Origin of the sequence: Amycolatopsis sp. WAC 04182 (assembly GCF_003947465.1) — a bacterium.
GTDB lineage: Bacteria > Actinomycetota > Actinomycetes > Mycobacteriales > Pseudonocardiaceae > Amycolatopsis.
The window spans coordinates 1,298,700-1,315,667 of the sequence record NZ_QHJJ01000001.1 but is presented as its reverse complement, the minus strand read 5'-3'; the positions used below and the strand labels follow the sequence as shown (position 1 = coordinate 1,315,667).

Sequence of the window (16,968 nt, the reverse complement as noted above, 5' to 3'; positions counted from 1 at the left end):
TGCATCACCAAATTAGGTGAATCTCACAGCTTGTGGTAACGCGGTCACCGGAACGACCCGGTGACGGGGTCAAACGCGCTCCGCGAGGCCCTTCGCGACGAGCCGTGAGACCAGTCCGTCACCGGTCTCCTCCTTGGTGACGGCGTAGCAGAAATGGTCCCGCCAGCCGCCCGCGACATCGAGGTAGCGCTCGAAAAGTCCCTCTTGGCGAAAGCCCGCTTTGGCGAGAACCCGCAGGCTGGGAGTGTTTTCGGGGCGGACGGTCGCTTCCAGCCGGTGCAGTCCCCCGAAGTCGAAGACATGGTCGGTGACGAGGGCGACGGCGCCGGTCGCGACGCCGCCGCGGACGATGTCCGACGACACCCAGTAGCCGATCCAGGCGGAGCGGAGCGACGCCCGGATGACGTTACCCACAGTGATCTGTCCCGCGAAGCGTCCATCCACCGTGATGGTGAACGGGAGGCATTGCCCGCGCCTGGCGAGGCCGCGCAGTGCCAGCCATTGGGACGGCCACGACCAATACGCGTTGCGATCGGGCCACGGTCCGACGCCGGTCGGTTCCCACATTTCGAGGTGTGCGCGATCCCGCAGCCGGACGCGGCTCCAGTCGCCGGCGTCCCGCAGCCGGACCGGCCGGACGGCGAGGATCCCGGCGGGCACCCGGAGCGGGCCCAGCTTCGCGGGCCAGCCCGGATGCCTGCTCTCGATCGGATACGCGACGCCGGAAATCGGTGCGCCCATTACGCCCGCTGGGCCAGGAAGGTCACCTTGACCTGCTCGCCCGCGGCGACCTCGGTGAGGTCTTCGTCGATGTTGATCAGGCAGTTCGCCTCGGCCAGTGACGCCAGCAGGTGCGCGCCGGAGGTGCCGAGCGGCTGCACCAGGTACTCGCCGTTGCCCTCGTCGCGCAGCAGCTGGCCGCGCAGGAAACCCTTGCGTCCCTTGGTGGAGGTGATCGGGGAGAGCAGCCGCGCGCCGACGATGCGGCGGTGCGGGTTGCGGGTGCCGCGCGCGGCGCGGATCAGCGGGCGGACCAGGACCTCGAACACGACCAGCGCGCTCATCGGGTTGCCGGGGATGAGGAACGTCGGCACCGAATCGGGGCCGAGCCTGCCGAAGCCCTGTACGGAACCGGGGTGCATGGCGACGCGGGTCATGTCGATGTGGCCGAGGTCCGACAGCGCCGCGTGCACCTCGTCGCCCGCGCTTCCGCCGGCGCCGCCCGCGACGACGACGATCTCCGACATCAGCAGGCGGCCTTCGACGACCTCCCGCAGCCGTTTCGGGTCGCCGGGGACGATGCCGACACGGCTCACCTCGGCGCCCGCGTCCCGCGCGGCCGCGGACAGCGCGTAGGAGTTGACGTCGTAGACCTGCCCGACCGACGGGGTGCGGTCGATGTCGACCAGTTCGTCGCCGACGGACACGATCGAAACCCGGGGCCGCGGGTAGACCAGGACCTTCGCCCTGCCGACCGCGGCGAGCAGGCCGACCTGGGCCGAGCCGATGGTGTCGCCCTTGCGCACGGCGACGTCGCCGATCTGCACGTCCTCGCCGGTCCGGCGGACGTAGGCCGCCGACGGCACCGACTTGTGCACGGTGACCTTGGCCTGGTGGCCGTCGGTGTAGGCGGTCGGGACGACGGCGTCGGCGAGCGTGGGCAACGGCGCGCCGGTGTCGACCCGCACGGCCTGGCCGGGCTGCAACCGCCGCGGCTGGCGGGAGCCGGCGGCGATCTCGCCGACCACCGGCAACTGCACCGGCTCCTGGCCCGCGGAGCGGACGTCGACGCTTCGTACCGCGTAGCCGTCGACGGCGGCCTGGTCGAAACCGGGCAGCGCGTGTTCGGCGACGACCTCTTCGGCGCACAGGAGGCCTTGGGCCTCGGAGATGGCGACCCGGACCGGGCGCGGGCGCACCGCGGCGTCCAGGGTCAGCGCGATCTGATCCTCGACGGAACGGAACTGTCCCGCGTCTTCGGTCTCGGCCGCTTCGGCGATGGGCTCCGTCATGACTGGGGGATCTCGATCCGTTCGTTCGACCAGGCGCGCGATGTGGGCCCGTCGGTGAACTGAAGTTCACCACCGTTACCAGGAGTGATGCGGTCCGAAGCCGCGGAAATCGCCCGATCGGGCAAGCTCCTCGTGGTCCGTGCCGCCGGGGTGGTCGCTGCGCCTGTCATAGGCGTGAAGCCTAACCTGACCGCGTGGTCGAGCCTGGCAATGAACACCTGAGCAAAGCGGAGTGGCGTTCCAGGATAACCGCCGAACGACGTTCGCAGGTGTCGGAAGTGCGGACGCGGGAGGCGGTGGCGCTCGCCGCCGCGGCCGCCCGGTTGCCGGGAGAGGTCGTGTGCGCCTACGTCCCCTTCGGTACCGAGCCGGGTTCGACGGCGCTGCTTGATCAACTTGTCGACCAGGGGAAACGCGTGCTGTTGCCGATCGTCCCCGACACGCCGGGGCCGCTGGAGTGGGCCGCGTTCGAGGGCCCGTCGAGTCTCGGGCCCGGCAGGCTGCGGGGGCTGCTCGAACCGACCGGGCGCCGTCTCGGTCCCGACACGCTGGGGACGGCCGATGTGGTCCTGATCCCCGCGCTCGCCGTCGACGACGAAGGGGTCCGGCTCGGCCGGGGCGCCGGGTACTACGACCGGTCGCTCTCCTTCGCCGCGCCGGACGCCGCGCTGATCGCCGTCGTGCGGGACGCCGAACTCGTGCGTGAATTGCCCGCGGAACCGCATGACGTCCGGATGACCGGGGTACTGACCCCGCAGCACGGCCTGGCGCCGAGACCGGTAATAGACTGATATCCCGACGCAGTGGTTCAGAAAGGGCACAATGAGCTCTGACGCGCACCTGTCCGATCAGTTCGCCGAAACGCTGTCGAAAATGCGTTCCGCGGGGGCCCATGCCATGGAGCTGGCGGCCCTGCGAAGGCGTCTCGAGCAGCTGTCCGAACCCGGCGCCGGCCAATTGCCGGGAAGCGAACTCGAACCGCTCGAGGACATCAGCAGGCTCGTCGACCTGCCCGAGCCGGACGCCGAAGAAGCGCGCCGGGTGCTGGACCGCACCGCGGTGCTGAAGCTCAACGGCGGGCTGGGCACGAGCATGGGGCTCACCGGACCGAAGTCGCTGCTGGAGATCAAGCCGGGCAAGACGTTCCTCGACGTCATCGCCATGCAGGTGCTCTCGACCCGCGAGAAGTACAACGCCCGGCTCCCGCTGATCCTGATGAATTCGGCGGGCACCCGCGAACCTTCGCTGGAGTTGCTGAAGAAGTATCCCGATCTCGCCGACGACGTCATCCCGGCCGACTTCCTGCAGGGTCGCGAGCCGAAGATCACCGCCGACGGGCGGCCCGTCGAATGGCCCGCGAACCCGGAACTCGAATGGTGCCCGCCGGGGCACGGCGACATCTACGTCGCGCTCGCGGTGAGCGGGATGCTCGACACGCTGCTGGCGGAGGGCATCCGCTGGTGCTTCGTGTCCAACGCCGACAACCTCGGCGCGCTGCCGGACGCGCGGATCGCCGCGTGGCTGGCGAAGGAGGACATCCCGTTCGCGATGGAGACGGTGCTCGGCACCGCCGCCGACCGCAAGGGCGGACACCTCGCGCGGCGCGCGGGCCGGATCGTCCTGCGTGAATCCGCGCAGGTCCCCGACGGCGACGACTCGTTCGGCGATGTCGGCAAATGGCGGTTCTACAACACCAACAACATCTGGGTCGACCTCGAACGGCTGAAGGCGCTCCAGGACGCCGACCCGGCGGCGCCGCAGCTGCCGCTGATCGTGAACCGCAAGACCGTCGATCCGGCCGATTCGGCCAGTACGCCGGTGATTCAGCTCGAAACGGCGATGGGCGCGGCGATCGGCTCCGTCGAGGGCGCGCGGGCCATCGAAATCCCGCGGACCCGGTTCGCGCCGGTCAAGACCACCGACGACCTGCTCGTCGTCCGGTCCGACGCGTACGTGCTCGACGAGGGCGGGGAGATGATCCCGGAGTTCACCACCACCCCGCCGGTCGTGTCGCTGAGCAAGGAGTTCTACAAGCTCTTGCCGGACTTCGACGCGCGGATCCCTTCCGCACCTTCACTCAAGGAGTGCACGAGCCTCTCGGTCGACGGTGACGTCACCTTCGGGAAGAACGTCGTCGTCCGTGGAGACGTGAAGATCACCGGACCGAAAACCGTTCCGGACGGCGAAGTCCTCTAGCGCAACTGGGCGATGAACACGTATTCGCGTCCTGGACGATCCGGCGCGTCCCGGACGTCCAGGACGCGAAAACCGTGCTCCGCCAGCAACGTTTCCAGTTCGTCGCGTTCACGGAACCACAGCGTCGAGTCCGAGGTGACGACCTCGCCGTCGGGGAACCGGTAGCTGTACCGGAACGACACGAACGGGAGGTTCACCTCGGTGACCTCACGCCACTGCTCGACCTCGCCGACACCGGGGACGTCGATGACGTCGTGCGCGGTGTCGGCGGCCCAGTCCTCCCACACGCGGCGGCCGGGGCGCCGGATCTCGAAGACCAGGTGACCGCCCGGCACCAGCGCGGTGCGGATGCCTTCGAGCGTCCGGCGCCATTCGACTTCGGTCAGGAAGACCTGGGCCACGTTCCCGGTCATCACCGCGAGATCGGCGCCGGCGTCACCCGCCGCTTTCGCGTCGCCGTGGATCCAGGCGATCTTCCCTTCCGGGTCTTTGGCCTTCGCGATCTCCAGTGACGCCGCCGCGGGATCGACTCCCACGACCTCCAGCCCCCGTGCGGCGAGGAGGACGGCCAGGCAGCCAGTGCCGCAGCCGACGTCGAGCACTCTCTTCGCCCCGAGTTCGCCGATGATGCCGAGGTAGTGCTCCAGATCGTCGCGAGCGCCGTCGAAGGCGTCGTAGATCGGTGCGAGCCGGGCGTGGGCGAAGAGCGCGTCAGGCATTGGGCGACGATAGTTCCGGGACGCGTTCGCGGGCCACGGATTTACGGTCGCGCCGCCAGGCCCGTTCGCCCAGCGCCGCCAGGAAGGCGGGCAGCAGCACGCCGCGGATCAGGGTGGCGTCGATCAGGACGGCGACCGCCATCCCGACGCCCATCATCTTGTACTCGATCGCGCTCAACGTGACGAAGACGCTGAACACGCCGACCATGATCACCGCCGCCCCGCTGACCACCCCCGCGCTCGTGCCGGTGCCGCGGACGATCGCGGTGACGGCGCCTTCGGCCCGCCGTTCACGGATCCGGCTGAGGATGAAGACGTGGTAGTCCATGCTCAGCCCGAGCAGCAGGACGAACATGAACATCGGCAGCCAGCCCACGACCCCGCCGTACGGGGTGAAGCCCAGCAGGGAAGCGAAATGGCCGTCCTGGAAGATCCAGGTGAGCACGCCGTAGGCCGCGCCGATCGACAGCAGGTTCAGCACGATCGACACCAGTGCCACCGGCACGGACCGGAAAGCCCGCAGCAGCAACAAGAACGCCGCGAGCAGGACGAACCCGAAGACCAGCGGCATCCGCTCGACGACCCGGTCGGCGAAGTCGCGGGCGCTCGCCGTGCGGCCCGACACCGCGAACTCGACGCCGTCCACCTTGCCGACCGTCTCGGGAAGCAGTTCGGTGCGTAGTTTCGCGAGCGCGGCGTCGGCTTCCGCGTCGCGGCCCGCGCCGGACAGCGGGACACGGACGACCACGGCCTGGTCGACGTTCGCGACGGCGATGGGTTTGTTGAGCACGCCGGAGGATCCGCCGATCCGCCGTTCGAGATCCGTCATCGCCGCCCGGAGCGCCGGGCTGTCGACCGGGCCGCCGCGTTCGGCCGTCAGCACCACCGTGGCGGGGTAGACCACTCCCGGAAAGGCTTCCTGGGTGCGCACCGCGGCGTCGATCGTCGCCATCGAGCGCGGCAGGCTCTCCGCCGGGGTCGGATCCTGCAGGTGCATGCCGAGCGCGGGCAGCGTGAGCAGGATGAGCAGGGCGGTCGCGAGCCCGCCCCACAGCGCCGGCCGCCGGGTGACCACGCGGGCCGTCGCGGACCAGAACCGCGAGTTCTCCGCGGCGGTGCGGCGCTTGCCCAGCCAGGGAATCCGTCCGCGATCGACCTTGTCACCCAGCAGGGAGAGCAGCGCCGGCAGCACGGTGACCCCGCCGAGCACGGCCAGCCCGACCACGAACGCCGTGCTGATCGCGAGTCCGGTGAAGTTATCGAGTCCGGTGAACACCAGCCCGCTCACGCACAGGACGACCGTGACGCCGGAGACGACCACGACATGCCCGGAGGTTCGCGCCGCGACGAGGATCGCGCCGTCGACGGAGTGGCCGCGCGCGCGTTCTTCCCGTTGCCGCCGGAGGAAGAACAGCGAGTAGTCGACGCCCACCGCCATCCCGATGAGCAGGGTGATCACCGTCGTCGCGCTGTTGATCGGGGTGAAATCGTCGACGACGGAGAGGAAACCGAACGTCGCCGCGACACTCGTGCCCGCCAGCAGCAGCGGGACCGACGCGGCGACCAGCGCCCCGAAGACGATCAGCAGGATCACCAGGGTCAGCGGCAGGGAAAGCAGTTCCGAACGCTGGACGTCCTCCCGGATGCCCTTGTCGACCACCGACGACAGGCTGAGATCCCCGGAAAGGCCCAGCCGGACCGAAGGATGTCGGGCGGCGACCGTGTCCACCGTCGCGGTCGCGGTCTCGAAGTTCGGGCGGATGTCCTTCTCCCCGCCCGCGATCGCGAAGCCGACGAGCCCGGACGCGCCGTCGGCCGAGACCCGGTCGGCGCCGTCGGCGGCCAGCGGCGAGCGGACGTCGGTGACGGCGCCGGACCCGGTGAGCGTGGTGACCAGGTCTTCGGTCGCGCGCCGGAGTTCCTCGTTCGCGGCGAACGGCGGCGAGCCAGGCTCCTTCGCCGCGACGAGGACGTTCTCGCGTAAGGGATCGAAGGTGCTTTGCGCGTTCAGCGCGGTCTGCGCGCGGCCGGACTCGCCGGGATCGGTGCTGCGGCGGCCTTCGCCGTCCAGCAGCATTCCCGACAACAGGGCGACGACCACGAGCGCGACCCAGCCGACGAGGGTGAGCGCGCGATGCCGCAGGGACCACGCGGCGATCTTTTCGGGCAGCATGAACTACAGTCCTTTGCGTGAAGGAGTGAGATGCCTCGGGCGAGGTTTTGCTTCTTCTTTCCCGGGCCGTCGAGTTGCCGCTCGGCGGCCCGGGGTCTTTCACCGGCCGGTCAGTCGACCTCCTTGAGGATCCGCTCGACCGTGCCCACGCTCTTGCGCAGATCCGCGAGGCGTCCGTCGAGTTCGGTGAGTTTGCGTTCGGTCTCTTCCTGCGCCTGGACGGCCTTCTCGGCGAGCCTGCGGTATTCCTGCTCGCGCGCGAGCGCGCCCCTGGCCCGGATGGTCGCGCCGAACTGCCACACGACCACCGTGATCACCACGGTGAGGAACACGAAGATGCCGATCAGCCCGGCGACCTCCTGCCATTGATGCCAGTTCACGCTCGTTCCCCCTCATCACCCGGTGTGCTCAGTGTCGGCGCCGCGGCGGCGATGGTGTCCGGGCTCAGCTCGACCAGGAACGGTTTCACCTCGTAGAACTTCATCGCCTTCCCGTCCTCCGACAGCTCCAATGCGGCCGAAACGAGCCCCGCCGCCTCCAGTTTGCGCAGGTGGAGCTGCAACAGCGCCCGGCTGATGCCGAGCTCTCGCGCCAGCTGGCTGACATACGCGCGTTCCACGCGCAGCGCCGCGACGATCCGCAGCCGGTGCGGATTCGCCAGCGCCCCCAGCAGCCGCAGCAGCTCGTCGCCGGACGGTCCGGTGGCGGTCATGCCGCGCTCCTGCACATGCCAAAGAAATCTAGCAGGTGCTGGCTTCGTCTACCAGGTGCTCCAGCCAGACGTTCGGTTCGACGTAGACGCCGACATCCAGCGCCGAGGAGGCGAGCACCGGCGCGATCCCGCCCGGCACGGCCGTGAGGCCGTCCCGGAGTTCGACGCCGGTCCACGCCTTCCACTGGGCGAAGGTGCCCGTGACCGTCATCGCGAACGGCGCCACCTTCACGAACCGGGCGCCGAGCCGTTCATGCGTGCGCAGCCACGGATCCTCCGGCAGCCCGTCCGCGCGACGGCGGGCGATGTAGTCCTCAAAGGACAGTTCTGGCTCGTTCTCCTTCCCGGCCGGGCGGACCGGCACGAAGAGCTTGCGCATTCCTGTTTCCGAGGCGCGTTTTTTCAACGCCTGCAACGCTTTCACGGCCAGGCCGCCACCACGGCGGCCTGGCGCGACCAGCACTTCGAGTGCGACCAGTGTCTTCGTCTCACGGGTGCTCATCAGATCTTCCGCGGCCCAGATCAGGGCGGCGTCCCAGCCGTGGTCCGGCAGCTCCGGGCGCTCGGCCGTGGGGAAGCCGACCGGGACGGCGGCGGTTCTCGCCACGGGTACGCCGTCTTCCAGCAGTACGAGGAAGTATTCCGGCCAGCGGGCGGCCAGGTGGGACGACTTCGCCAGCAGGCCCGCCAGACCGTGCTGGAGGAATTCGCCGCCGACACCGCCGAGGGCGAGCGCGGGCTCACGCAGGTCGGGCCGGGTGGCCAGGTCTTCGATCACGATCATGTCCTCAGCAGACCCGAGGACACGCGATTCTCACGAGGTGGTTTTCGGGCACGGACTCCGCCGTGCGAGGGAGTGCGACGGGACTAGCGCACGGGCAGCGCGCGGCGCCGTCCGGTGATGCCGGTGGTGTTGAGGTTGGCGCGCTCGCCGGCGGAGTGCCCGTCGAGGTAGCCGCTGCCGGACAACCGCCTCGGCGGCGCCGAGCGCAGGTCTCCGTATTGCTCGTCGTACGCCTGCTTGACCATCGCCGTCCGGTCCTGGATCACGAGTTCGGCCGAACGATGTCCGGCGGCGGCCGTATGGGTCCGGGCGGCGGTGTCCTCACTGTTGCGGAGCCGTTCGTAGACCGCGCCGGAGAACCCGTGCAGCCAGGTTCGCCGGTACGCCGCCAGCGATTCGCCCGCGAACACCCGGTTCTCCGGGCGGACCCGGGTCAGCTGGGTGGTCGCCTGCAGCAGCAGGCTCGTGTACAGCAGCTCCGTGCGTTCCAGATCGGAGCGGAAACCGAACACCGTCACCGCGGTGACCGACTGGCCGAGCCGGTGCAGCAGGGCCCGGCAGCGCAGCGGATGCGCGATGTTCGTGAGCAGTCCCGCCTTGTCCCGGCTGTACGGGTTGTCGAGCGGGATCATGATCTGGGTGATCTCGTCCGCGGTCGCCCCGGAGGCGGCCAGCAGCGCCTGATCGATGCCGTACCGGGCGATCAGCTCGGCGGCCTTGGTGTTGTACGACTCGGCTTCGGCCTCGGTGACCGCCGGGTCCTCGGCCTTCGCGAGGAGTTTCCGGACGCGCGCGAGCAGCGTGTCATGGTCGGGCATGACCCTCCTTCCTGATTGGGTTGGAGCGGATCAATCTAGGAGAGAGGTCCGACAATATTCGGGTGAGCTGTCGCCGATCCCGGCAAGGGGGCACTATGGCGGTCGACGTGTCGGTGGTCGGTTCCGGTCCGAACGGGCTCGCGGCGGCGGTTCTGCTGGTCAGAGCGGGGCTGACGGTCGAAGTGCACGAGGCGGCGGACGAGATCGGCGGCGGGACGCGCACGGCTTCGCTGTTCGACGACGAGGTCCGGCACGACATCTGCGCCACCGGGCATCCGCTGGCTGCGGCGTCGCCGTTCTTCCGCTGGTTCGATCTCGCCGCGCACGGCGTCGATCTCCTGCGGCCGGAGATCGCGTACGCGCATCCTCTGGACGGTGGCCGCGCCGGGCTCGCCTACGAAGATCTCGACCGGACCTGTGACGCCCTCGGCACGGACGGCCCCCGATGGCGTCGTCTGCTGGGGCCGCTGGCCGGACACAGCCGCGAACTGGCCGAGCTCCTGCTCGGAGACCTTCGCCATCCTCCCCGCGATCCTCGCGTCGCCGCCCTGCTCCCGGCCAGGATCGCGATGCTCGCCACCGGTCTGGAGCGTCGCCTGTTCACCGGCCCGGAAGCGCCCGCGCTCCTTGCCGGGGTTTCCGCGCATGTGATGGGCCGTCAGCCCTCGCTCGCCGCGGCCGGCGCGACACTCCTGCTCGGCCACCTGGCGCACTCGACCGGCTGGCCGATCGCCCGCGGCGGCAGCCAGGCCATCACTGAGGCGCTCGCCGCCGACGTCCGCGCGCGCGGCGGGCGGATCCACACCGGCAGCCGGATCACCGATCTGCGGCAACTCGCGAAGTCGCGCACGGTGGTCCTCGACGTCGCCCCGCGCGGTTTCCTCGAAATCGCCCGCGATCTGCTGCCGCCGCGGTACCGCAAGGCGCTGGAGTCCTACCGCTATGGACCCGGCGTGGCGAAGGTCGATTTCCTGGTGTCCGAACCGGTTCCGTGGGCGGTGCCGGAGGTCGGCAAGGCGGGCACCGTCCATCTCGGAGGTACACGGGACGAGGTGTACGCCGCCGAAAACGCCATCGCGCGCGGGGAGGACGCGGACGACCGGTTCGTGCTCGTGTCGGATCCGATGGCGCTCGACCCGTCCCGCGGGCTGCCGGGCAAGCGGCCGGTGTGGGCGTATTGTCATGTGCCACAAGGGGATCCGCGAGACGCCACGGAGCTGATCCGGCGGCGGATCGAACGCTTCGCGCCCGGATTCTCCGACACGGTCCTGGCGAGCCGTTGTCTCACCGCGCCGGAACTCGAGGCGTACAACGCGAACTATCCCGGCGGTGACGTCGCCGCCGGTGCGGTGGATCTGCGGCAGGTGCTGGGACGGCCGGTCGCCCGGTGGAATCCGCATCGGACCCCGCTCGACGGGGTCTTCCTGTGTTCGGCGTCGACGGCGCCGGGGCCAGGTGTGCACGGGATGGGTGGCTGGCATGCCGCGAAATCCGTACTGGGCAAGGATTTCCCGGTTCAGCCCAGATAGGCGTCCAGGGTGACGGCCAGCGCCCTTTCCGGTGACGGCGCGAAGCTCGCACCGGCCAGCCCGCCCCACAGCCACAGCTGGGCGAGACCGTGCAGCGACGCCCACAGGGACGACGCGAGCAGCCGCGGATCGGTCGTGGGATGCCAGCCGCCTTCCTGCAGCTCGGCGACCATCGCGGCGAAGAAGTCGAATACCGCGCTGCTGACCCGCGTGAGTTCGGGATCGTCCGCGTCGATGAGGTCGCGGCGGAACATCAGCTCGAACATCGCCGGATTGGCCAGCGCGAAATCGAGATAGCCGTGGCAGGCCGCGATGAGCCGTTCGCGTGGTGTCCCGTCCGGCAGGCCGGTGCCGCGATCGAGCAGTTCGGTGTAGCCGCGAGTGGCGACCGCCGAGAGCAGGGCCGCGCGGCCGGGGAAATGCCGCAGCGGCGCACCGTGCGAAACGCCGGCGGCCTTGGCGATCCCGCGCAGCGTCACGGCGCCGACGCCCTCTTCGGCCAGCAGGTTCGCCGCGGTGTCGATCAGGCGGGTTCGGGCGCCCACGACCGGGTCTCCTCGTGGACGGGAAGGAGTTCGGGGCGCTTCGGCAGGAACCCGTCACCCGGCTGACGGCCGATGAGCCGGTTGCGGAACCGGCTGACCGCCACCGGGAGGACCTCGCGCGTCAGCCACCGCAGATCCGCGCGCAGGCCGGGGCGTCCCGCCGATCCGGGCAGCGGGGCGAGCCAGGCCGGGTCATGGGAGACGCCGAGCCTGCCGAGGACGTGTCCGGCAAGGCGTCGATGGCCCTCCTCGGACAGGTGCAGCCGATCCGGGCCGAAGTAGCGGGAATCGTGCGCGGCGTCGTCCGGCCAGAGGTCGACGAGGGTCGCGCCGTAGCTGACGGACGCCTCGCGGACGGCGTCGTTCAGCGCGGTGAGGCGCGGGCGCATGCGGTGGCCCATCGGCATGCGGTGGGAGATGTCGCTGAGGGTGAAGGTGACGACCCGCGGCGCGATCTCGGTGCAGGCGCGGATCGCCGTGTCGACGCGGCGGGCGACCGTGCGCGCGTCCCAGCCGCGGCTCATCACGTCGTTGCCGCCGCCGAACAAGGCGATCAGGTCCGGCTGGAGCCTGCTCGCCGCCGGGGTCTGTTCGGCGTGGATCTGGTCGAGCCTGCGGCCGCGGACCGCGAGGTTGGCGTAGCGGAAACCGGGCTCTTCCTCGGCGAGGCGGGCCGCGACGAAGTCGGCCCAGCCGCGGTAGAAGCCACCCGACGGATGGGGATCGGCCAGCCCTTCGGCGCAGCTGTCGCCGAGCGCGACGAAACGTTGGTAGCCCATCCAGATCTCCGTAACCACTAGTTCACCTTGTAGACACTGTCTATCAAACTGATGTAGACGCTGTCTACTCACCCCGGCCTGGCAGGCTCGGGGCATGATCGATGACGGCGCGAAAGAGCATTTGCACGGCGATCTGCGAGAGTTCCGCGAGGTGCTGCTCCAGAAGATCGAAGGGCTGGGTGAGTACGAGATCCGCCGTCCCCTGACCCGGACCGGGACCAACCTCCTCGGCTTGGTGAAGCACCTCGCGCTCTGGGAATCCCGGTACTTCGGCGAGGTCTTCGACCGGCCGTTCCCCGAACCCTTGCCCCGGTGGGACGACCTCGGGCAACGCGGCGCCGACCTGTGGACCACCGAGCACGAGACCCGCGAGGAGGTCGTCGGCCGCTATCGGCGCGCTTGGGCGCACTCGGACGCGACGATCGGGGCTCTGCCCCTCGACTCGCCTGGTCACGTGCCGTGGTGGCCGCGACCACGGGTGACGCTGTTCGCCGTCCTGGTCCACATGCTCACCGAGACCGGCCGTCACGCCGGGCACGCCGACATCCTGCGCGAACAACTGGACGGCTCGACCGAGGCGGCGACCGCGGAGCGCGACGAGGCCTTCTGGGCAGCGAGGCGCGACCGGATCGAGCGAGCGGCCGTCAAAGCCGCCCGGACTGGACGCGAGCACGATGGGTGAAGGCGACGGCGCGTCGCGGATCGCCCTCGGGGAGGACCCGGCACAGCGCGTCGACGATCTCCAGGTCGTCGGCTCCGCTGGGGGTCTCCCAGTACGACCACAGCGCCGCCGCGTCCCCGCTGCCGAGCACGACCCGGCGGACCGACGCGGTGACCGACTCGCGCTCCTCGCGCACGGCGGGCGACTCCGATTCGGGCAGTAGCGGGCCGCGGAACGCGTTCGCTGCCCCGGCGACGTCGCCTCGTTTGAGCGCCGCGCGGACACGCAGGAAATCGGCGTCGACCTCGGCGGAAAGCCGGTACGGGCGCGTCTGCACGATGTCGGAGCCGAGCTGCGTCCGCAGCCGGTGGATCTCCGCGCGCACGGTCACCGGATTGCCGCTCTCGCCATAGAGCAGCAGGGCCAGCCGCTCCGCCGAAAGGCCACCCGGGTGCAGGGCGAGCAGCGTGAGGATCTCCGCGTGCCGCAACGTGAACGGCACCTCGCGACCGTCCACTGTGGTCGAAGGTGGCCCGTCGGTGAGGAACTCCAGCGCGAGCCGTGGACGCCTCGACGGGCCCCGGTTCCGCAGGCGCAGCAGGTAACCCTCGCTCAACGGTTCCACCGTGCCGAGCCGTCCGTCGGGCAGGGTGACCGCGCCGCCGCCGGGCCGGATGTCCACAGTGGAGGGAAGATCGCCGCAGGCTTCGGCCGCCAGCACGCGTCCCTTCGCGGAAAGCAGTGCACCCGGCGCGCCGCGCAACGCCTCCAGATGCGTCATGTTCGCGGCGCGCAGCCGCTCGTCGCGCATCGCGAGCCGCGCCCGCAACTGGCCTTCGGCGAGCTGCGCGGCCGCCGTGACCAGCGCGAGCATCGCGGGATGGACCGTGCGCAACGGGCCGCTGACGTCGATCGATCCGAGCAGCGCGCCGGTCTCCGGATCGCGCACGGGCGCGGCCGCGCAGGTCCAGCCGTGATAGGTGCGCACGAGGTGCTCGGCCGAGTAGATCTGCACCGGTTCCCCGGTGGCGAGCGTGGTGCCCATCGCGTTCGTCCCGATGACGTCTTCACTCCACCGGGTGCCTTCGGCGAGCATCACGCCGTCCGCGCGCCGCAGCACGCCCGCCGCGCCCTCACGCCACAGGATGTGCCCGGCCGCGTCGGTCACGATCATCATGTGCTCGGCGTCGTCGGCGATGCTCACCAGCGTCTGCCGCAGGATCGGCAGCACCGGCGCCAGCGGATGCTCGTCCCGCAGGCCGCTCACCTCACCGGAGTCGTAGACCAGCGGCGCGACGCCCTTGTCCGGGTCGACGCGCGCGGCGAGCGAGCGATTCCACGAAGCCGACACGATCGACCTGGGGGAACGCGGCGCGGGAACACCGGAGAGGACGGCGTCGTGGACGTCCTTCAGCAGCCGCGCGTACGCCTGAGGGTCACGCGGCGACGCTTCACCTCCGGGCAGCTCCGCCACGTTTCCGAGAATAGGTGACCGCGCTCACTTCGTTGCAACGTGCGTGCAACCTCACCCGCCCTAGCTTCGCCGTCATCCGTCACCCCTAGCGATGAGGCAGGAAAGATGGCCAAGTACGCGGCACCGAACACCGAAGGCAGCGTCGTCAGCTACGAGTCGCGCTACGACCACTACATCGGAGGCGAGTACGTACCGCCCGCGAGCGGTCAGTACTTCGAGAACCCCACCCCGGTGACCGGCCAGGTGTTCACCGAGGTCGCCCGCGGCACCGCCGCCGACATCGACCGCGCGCTCGACGCGGCCGAAGGCGCGGCCGCGGCCTGGGGCCGGACGTCGGTGGACGAGCGGGCGAACGTGCTGCTCCGGATCGCCGACCGGATGGAACAGAACCTCGAGGCGATCGCCGTCGCCGAGTCGTGGGAGAACGGCAAGCCGGTCCGCGAGACCCTCGCCGCCGACATCCCCCTCGCGATCGACCACTTCCGCTACTTCGCCGGCGCCCTGCGCGCCCAGGAGGGCGGCATCTCCCAGATCGACGACAACACCGTCGCCTACCACTTCCACGAGCCGCTCGGCGTCGTCGGCCAGATCATCCCGTGGAACTTCCCGCTGCTGATGGCGGTCTGGAAGCTCGCGCCCGCGCTCGCCGCCGGCAACGCGATCGTGCTCAAACCCGCCGAGCAGACCCCGGCGTCGATCCACCTGCTGATGTCGCTCATCGGCGATCTGATCCCGCCGGGCGTGCTGAACATCGTCAACGGCTTCGGTGTCGAGGCGGGCAAGCCGCTCGCGTCGAGCAACCGCGTGCGGAAGGTCGCCTTCACCGGCGAGACCACCACCGGACGGCTGATCCTGCAGTACGCCAGCGAGAACATCATCCCGGTCACCGTCGAACTCGGCGGCAAGAGCCCGAACATCTTCTTCGACGACGTCGCCGCGGCCAACGACGCGTTCTACGACAAGGCGCAGGAAGGGTTCGCGCTCTTCGCGCTGAACCAGGGCGAGGTCTGCACCTGCCCGTCGCGGGCACTGATCCAGTCCGGTATCTACGACCGGTTCCTCGGCGACGCCGTCGAGCGGGTCAAGAAGATCAAGCAGGGCCACCCGCTCGACACCGAAACGCAGATCGGCGCGCAGGCCTCCAACGACCAGCTCGAGAAGATCCTTTCCTACATCGACATCGGCCAGAAGGAAGGCGCGAAGATCCTCACCGGTGGCGAGCGCAGCGACCTCGGCGGCGAACTGTCCGGCGGCTACTACGTGCAGCCGACGGTCTTCGAGGGCGACAACAAGATGCGGATCTTCCAGGAGGAGATCTTCGGCCCGGTCGTCTCGGTGGCGAAGTTCGACGACTACGCCGACGCGCTGAAGATCGCCAACGACACGCTGTACGGCCTCGGCGCCGGTGTCTGGTCGCGCGACGGCAACACCGCCTACCGCGCCGGCCGCGACATCCAGGCGGGCCGGGTGTGGGTCAACAACTACCACGCCTATCCGGCGCACGCGGCCTTCGGCGGCTACAAGGCGTCCGGGATCGGGCGCGAGAACCACAAGATGATGCTGGACCACTACCAGCAGACCAAGAACATGCTCGTGTCCTATTCGGACAGTGCGCTCGGGTTCTTCTGATGGCCGAGCGGGTCGGCTTGACACCGGCCGCCGCGGAGCTCCTGCGGCGGCTGGTGTCACTCCACGGACCGGTGATGTTCCACCAGTCCGGCGGATGCTGCGACGGGAGCGCCCCGATGTGTTACCCGGCGGGCGAATTCCGCACCGGGGCGTCCGACGTTCACCTTGGTGACCTGAGCGTCGACGGTATCGACGACGTTCCGGTGTGGATGTCGGGTCCCCAGTTCGAATACTGGAAACACACGCATCTGACCATCGACGTCGTTCCCGGCCGGGGGAGCGGATTCTCCTTGGAGGCGCCCGAAGGGGTCCGCTTCCTGGTCCGTTCCCGGCTGTTCAGCGATGCGGAATCGGCTGAGCTGAACGGCCCAGCAACGCGATGAGCCGTGCGCCCGGACCGGCGTCCGGCGGTGCCTCGACAGCGTGGTCGAAGGCGCCGCCGGGCCCGCGTACCGGCGTCACGTCGGGGTAGCGGCTCGCCACCTTGAGTGCGGCAGACGCGAGTTCGTCGTCCCAGCGGTGTTCACGGCCGCGGGCGGTGTTGAGGTCCCAGTCGTGGGTGAGCGTGTCGACGAACAGCACGGCCAAGGCGTTCTTTCCCGGGAGCGGGCCGAAGCTCCCGAAGTCGAAGGTCTTCTCCAGCGCTTCGGCGTCGAAGGCCGCGAGGAACTCGGCGGAACTCTCTTCGTAGGACCTGGCGAGGTCGTCGTCGGCCGACGGCCGGGTCTTCATCGGGCGGCCGGTCGCCTGCGCGGTGCGGGAATCGTGCCCCTCGATCAGGTGTTTCACGATGTCGCGGACGGTCCACTCGGCGCAGGGGGTCGGGCGGTCCCAGTCGTCCGCGCCGATTCCGGCGATCGTGGTCCTGGCGGCCTGATGCGCCCTTGTCGTGAACGTGATGAGATCCATGGCGGCAATGTATACGAACGATCGTGCT

The 16,968-nt window shown here is 69.8% G+C and carries 18 protein-coding genes; 6 read left to right on the top strand and 12 right to left on the bottom strand.

The genetic code is table 11. From position 1 onward, the window contains the following. Positions 1-69: 69 nt before the first annotated feature. Both DMH01_RS06610 and glp read right to left on the bottom strand, forming a co-directional pair. Positions 70-741 carry a GNAT family N-acetyltransferase gene (locus DMH01_RS06610; RefSeq protein ID WP_125674166.1) on the bottom strand — a complete coding sequence of 224 codons (672 nt, stop codon included), beginning with the start codon at positions 739-741 and terminating at the stop codon, positions 70-72. Then, positions 741-2,012 (bottom strand): gephyrin-like molybdotransferase Glp, encoded by a 1,272-nt coding sequence (gene glp / locus DMH01_RS06605; protein WP_125674165.1) that lies wholly within the window; start codon positions 2,010-2,012, stop codon positions 741-743. The genes DMH01_RS06610 and glp overlap by 1 nt, the downstream gene beginning before the upstream one ends. A 218-nt stretch (positions 2,013-2,230) precedes the next feature. Between glp and DMH01_RS06600 the strand changes: the two genes are divergently transcribed. Further along, positions 2,231-2,803 (top strand): 5-formyltetrahydrofolate cyclo-ligase, encoded by a 573-nt coding sequence (locus tag DMH01_RS06600; RefSeq protein ID WP_125674413.1) that lies wholly within the window; start codon positions 2,231-2,233, stop codon positions 2,801-2,803. Between the two features lie 31 nt (positions 2,804-2,834). Then, positions 2,835-4,208 carry a UTP--glucose-1-phosphate uridylyltransferase gene (locus DMH01_RS06595; RefSeq protein ID WP_125674164.1) on the top strand — a complete coding sequence of 458 codons (1,374 nt, stop codon included), beginning with the start codon at positions 2,835-2,837 and terminating at the stop codon, positions 4,206-4,208. Here the strand turns inward: DMH01_RS06595 and DMH01_RS06590 are convergent. The 6 genes from DMH01_RS06590 to DMH01_RS06565 all read right to left on the bottom strand — a co-directional run bounded on the left by DMH01_RS06590 (position 4,205) and on the right by DMH01_RS06565 (position 9,414). Next, entirely contained in the window at positions 4,205-4,927 is a 723-nt protein-coding gene (locus DMH01_RS06590; protein WP_125674163.1) for a bifunctional 2-polyprenyl-6-hydroxyphenol methylase/3-demethylubiquinol 3-O-methyltransferase UbiG, read from the bottom strand. The genes DMH01_RS06595 and DMH01_RS06590 overlap by 4 nt on opposite strands. Continuing rightward, positions 4,920-7,100 carry an MMPL family transporter gene (locus DMH01_RS06585; RefSeq protein WP_125674162.1) on the bottom strand — a complete coding sequence of 727 codons (2,181 nt, stop codon included), beginning with the start codon at positions 7,098-7,100 and terminating at the stop codon, positions 4,920-4,922. The genes DMH01_RS06590 and DMH01_RS06585 overlap by 8 nt, the downstream gene beginning before the upstream one ends. Positions 7,101-7,210: 110 nt before the next feature. Next, positions 7,211-7,480, bottom strand: a complete 270-nt coding sequence (locus tag DMH01_RS06580) for a hypothetical protein (RefSeq protein ID WP_038508185.1) — start codon at positions 7,478-7,480, stop codon at positions 7,211-7,213. Beyond that, entirely contained in the window at positions 7,477-7,812 is a 336-nt protein-coding gene (locus DMH01_RS06575; protein WP_125674161.1) for a helix-turn-helix domain-containing protein, read from the bottom strand. Before DMH01_RS06575 ends, DMH01_RS06580 begins: the two co-directional genes overlap by 4 nt. A gap of 28 nt (positions 7,813-7,840) precedes the next feature. After that, entirely contained in the window at positions 7,841-8,596 is a 756-nt protein-coding gene (locus DMH01_RS06570) for a GNAT family N-acetyltransferase (protein ID WP_125674160.1), read from the bottom strand. Positions 8,597-8,679: 83 nt separating this feature from the next. After that, complete coding sequence (locus DMH01_RS06565) at positions 8,680-9,414, bottom strand: DUF2786 domain-containing protein (RefSeq protein WP_125674159.1); 735 nt, start codon at positions 9,412-9,414, stop codon at positions 8,680-8,682. A gap of 95 nt (positions 9,415-9,509) precedes the next feature. Between DMH01_RS06565 and DMH01_RS06560 the strand changes: the two genes are divergently transcribed. Next, a complete protein-coding gene (locus tag DMH01_RS06560; RefSeq protein ID WP_125674158.1) occupies positions 9,510-10,943 on the top strand; it encodes an NAD(P)/FAD-dependent oxidoreductase in 1,434 nt (477 codons plus the stop codon). Here DMH01_RS06560 and DMH01_RS06555 read toward each other — a convergent pair. Both DMH01_RS06555 and DMH01_RS06550 read right to left on the bottom strand, forming a co-directional pair. After that, positions 10,931-11,488 (bottom strand): TetR/AcrR family transcriptional regulator, encoded by a 558-nt coding sequence (locus DMH01_RS06555; RefSeq protein ID WP_125674157.1) that lies wholly within the window; start codon positions 11,486-11,488, stop codon positions 10,931-10,933. The two genes, DMH01_RS06560 and DMH01_RS06555, sit on opposite strands and share 13 nt — an antisense overlap. Next, on the bottom strand, positions 11,467-12,267 hold the full coding sequence (locus tag DMH01_RS06550) for an SGNH/GDSL hydrolase family protein (RefSeq protein ID WP_125674411.1): 801 nt from the start codon (positions 12,265-12,267) through the stop codon (positions 11,467-11,469). The genes DMH01_RS06555 and DMH01_RS06550 overlap by 22 nt, the downstream gene beginning before the upstream one ends. 94 nt (positions 12,268-12,361) lie before the next feature. Between DMH01_RS06550 and DMH01_RS06545 the strand changes: the two genes are divergently transcribed. Next, positions 12,362-12,949: a DinB family protein gene (locus tag DMH01_RS06545; RefSeq protein ID WP_125674156.1), complete on the top strand. Its 588-nt coding sequence runs from the start codon at positions 12,362-12,364 to the stop codon at positions 12,947-12,949. Here the strand turns inward: DMH01_RS06545 and DMH01_RS06540 are convergent. Further along, on the bottom strand, positions 12,912-14,402 hold the full coding sequence (locus tag DMH01_RS06540) for a helix-turn-helix domain-containing protein (protein ID WP_125674155.1): 1,491 nt from the start codon (positions 14,400-14,402) through the stop codon (positions 12,912-12,914). The two genes, DMH01_RS06545 and DMH01_RS06540, sit on opposite strands and share 38 nt — an antisense overlap. A 105-nt stretch (positions 14,403-14,507) precedes the next feature. Here DMH01_RS06540 and DMH01_RS06535 point away from each other — a divergent pair, with 105 nt between their 5' ends. Together DMH01_RS06535 and DMH01_RS06530 are read left to right on the top strand one after the other, a co-directional pair. Further along, positions 14,508-16,031, top strand: coding sequence for an aldehyde dehydrogenase family protein (locus tag DMH01_RS06535; RefSeq protein WP_125674154.1), 1,524 nt, complete (start codon positions 14,508-14,510; stop codon positions 16,029-16,031). Next, positions 16,031-16,414, top strand: coding sequence for a DUF779 domain-containing protein (locus tag DMH01_RS06530; protein WP_125674153.1), 384 nt, complete (start codon positions 16,031-16,033; stop codon positions 16,412-16,414). The genes DMH01_RS06535 and DMH01_RS06530 overlap by 1 nt, the downstream gene beginning before the upstream one ends. On the opposite strand, the gene DMH01_RS06525 is transcribed toward DMH01_RS06530, so the two are convergent. Beyond that, positions 16,368-16,940, bottom strand: a complete 573-nt coding sequence (locus tag DMH01_RS06525) for a TIGR03086 family metal-binding protein (RefSeq protein WP_125674152.1) — start codon at positions 16,938-16,940, stop codon at positions 16,368-16,370. The genes DMH01_RS06530 and DMH01_RS06525 overlap by 47 nt on opposite strands. Positions 16,941-16,968 lie beyond the last annotated feature (28 nt).

What these genes read in the sequence shown, in the direction of transcription:
- DMH01_RS06610 (WP_125674166.1), bottom strand. Translation starts at nt 741, where the DNA reads ATGGGCGCACCGATTTCCGGCGTCGCGTATCCGATCGAGAGCAGGCAT.
- glp (WP_125674165.1), bottom strand. Translation starts at nt 2,012, where the DNA reads ATGACGGAGCCCATCGCCGAAGCGGCCGAGACCGAAGACGCGGGACAG.
- DMH01_RS06595 (WP_125674164.1), top strand. Translation starts at nt 2,835, where the DNA reads ATGAGCTCTGACGCGCACCTGTCCGATCAGTTCGCCGAAACGCTGTCG.
- DMH01_RS06590 (WP_125674163.1), bottom strand. Translation starts at nt 4,927, where the DNA reads ATGCCTGACGCGCTCTTCGCCCACGCCCGGCTCGCACCGATCTACGAC.
- DMH01_RS06585 (WP_125674162.1), bottom strand. Translation starts at nt 7,100, where the DNA reads ATGCTGCCCGAAAAGATCGCCGCGTGGTCCCTGCGGCATCGCGCGCTC.
- DMH01_RS06575 (WP_125674161.1), bottom strand. Translation starts at nt 7,812, where the DNA reads ATGACCGCCACCGGACCGTCCGGCGACGAGCTGCTGCGGCTGCTGGGG.
- DMH01_RS06570 (WP_125674160.1), bottom strand. Translation starts at nt 8,596, where the DNA reads ATGATCGTGATCGAAGACCTGGCCACCCGGCCCGACCTGCGTGAGCCC.
- DMH01_RS06565 (WP_125674159.1), bottom strand. Translation starts at nt 9,414, where the DNA reads ATGCCCGACCATGACACGCTGCTCGCGCGCGTCCGGAAACTCCTCGCG.
- DMH01_RS06560 (WP_125674158.1), top strand. Translation starts at nt 9,510, where the DNA reads ATGGCGGTCGACGTGTCGGTGGTCGGTTCCGGTCCGAACGGGCTCGCG.
- DMH01_RS06550 (WP_125674411.1), bottom strand. Translation starts at nt 12,267, where the DNA reads ATGGGCTACCAACGTTTCGTCGCGCTCGGCGACAGCTGCGCCGAAGGG.
- DMH01_RS06545 (WP_125674156.1), top strand. Translation starts at nt 12,362, where the DNA reads ATGATCGATGACGGCGCGAAAGAGCATTTGCACGGCGATCTGCGAGAG.
- DMH01_RS06535 (WP_125674154.1), top strand. Translation starts at nt 14,508, where the DNA reads ATGGCCAAGTACGCGGCACCGAACACCGAAGGCAGCGTCGTCAGCTAC.
- DMH01_RS06530 (WP_125674153.1), top strand. Translation starts at nt 16,031, where the DNA reads ATGGCCGAGCGGGTCGGCTTGACACCGGCCGCCGCGGAGCTCCTGCGG.
- DMH01_RS06525 (WP_125674152.1), bottom strand. Translation starts at nt 16,940, where the DNA reads ATGGATCTCATCACGTTCACGACAAGGGCGCATCAGGCCGCCAGGACC.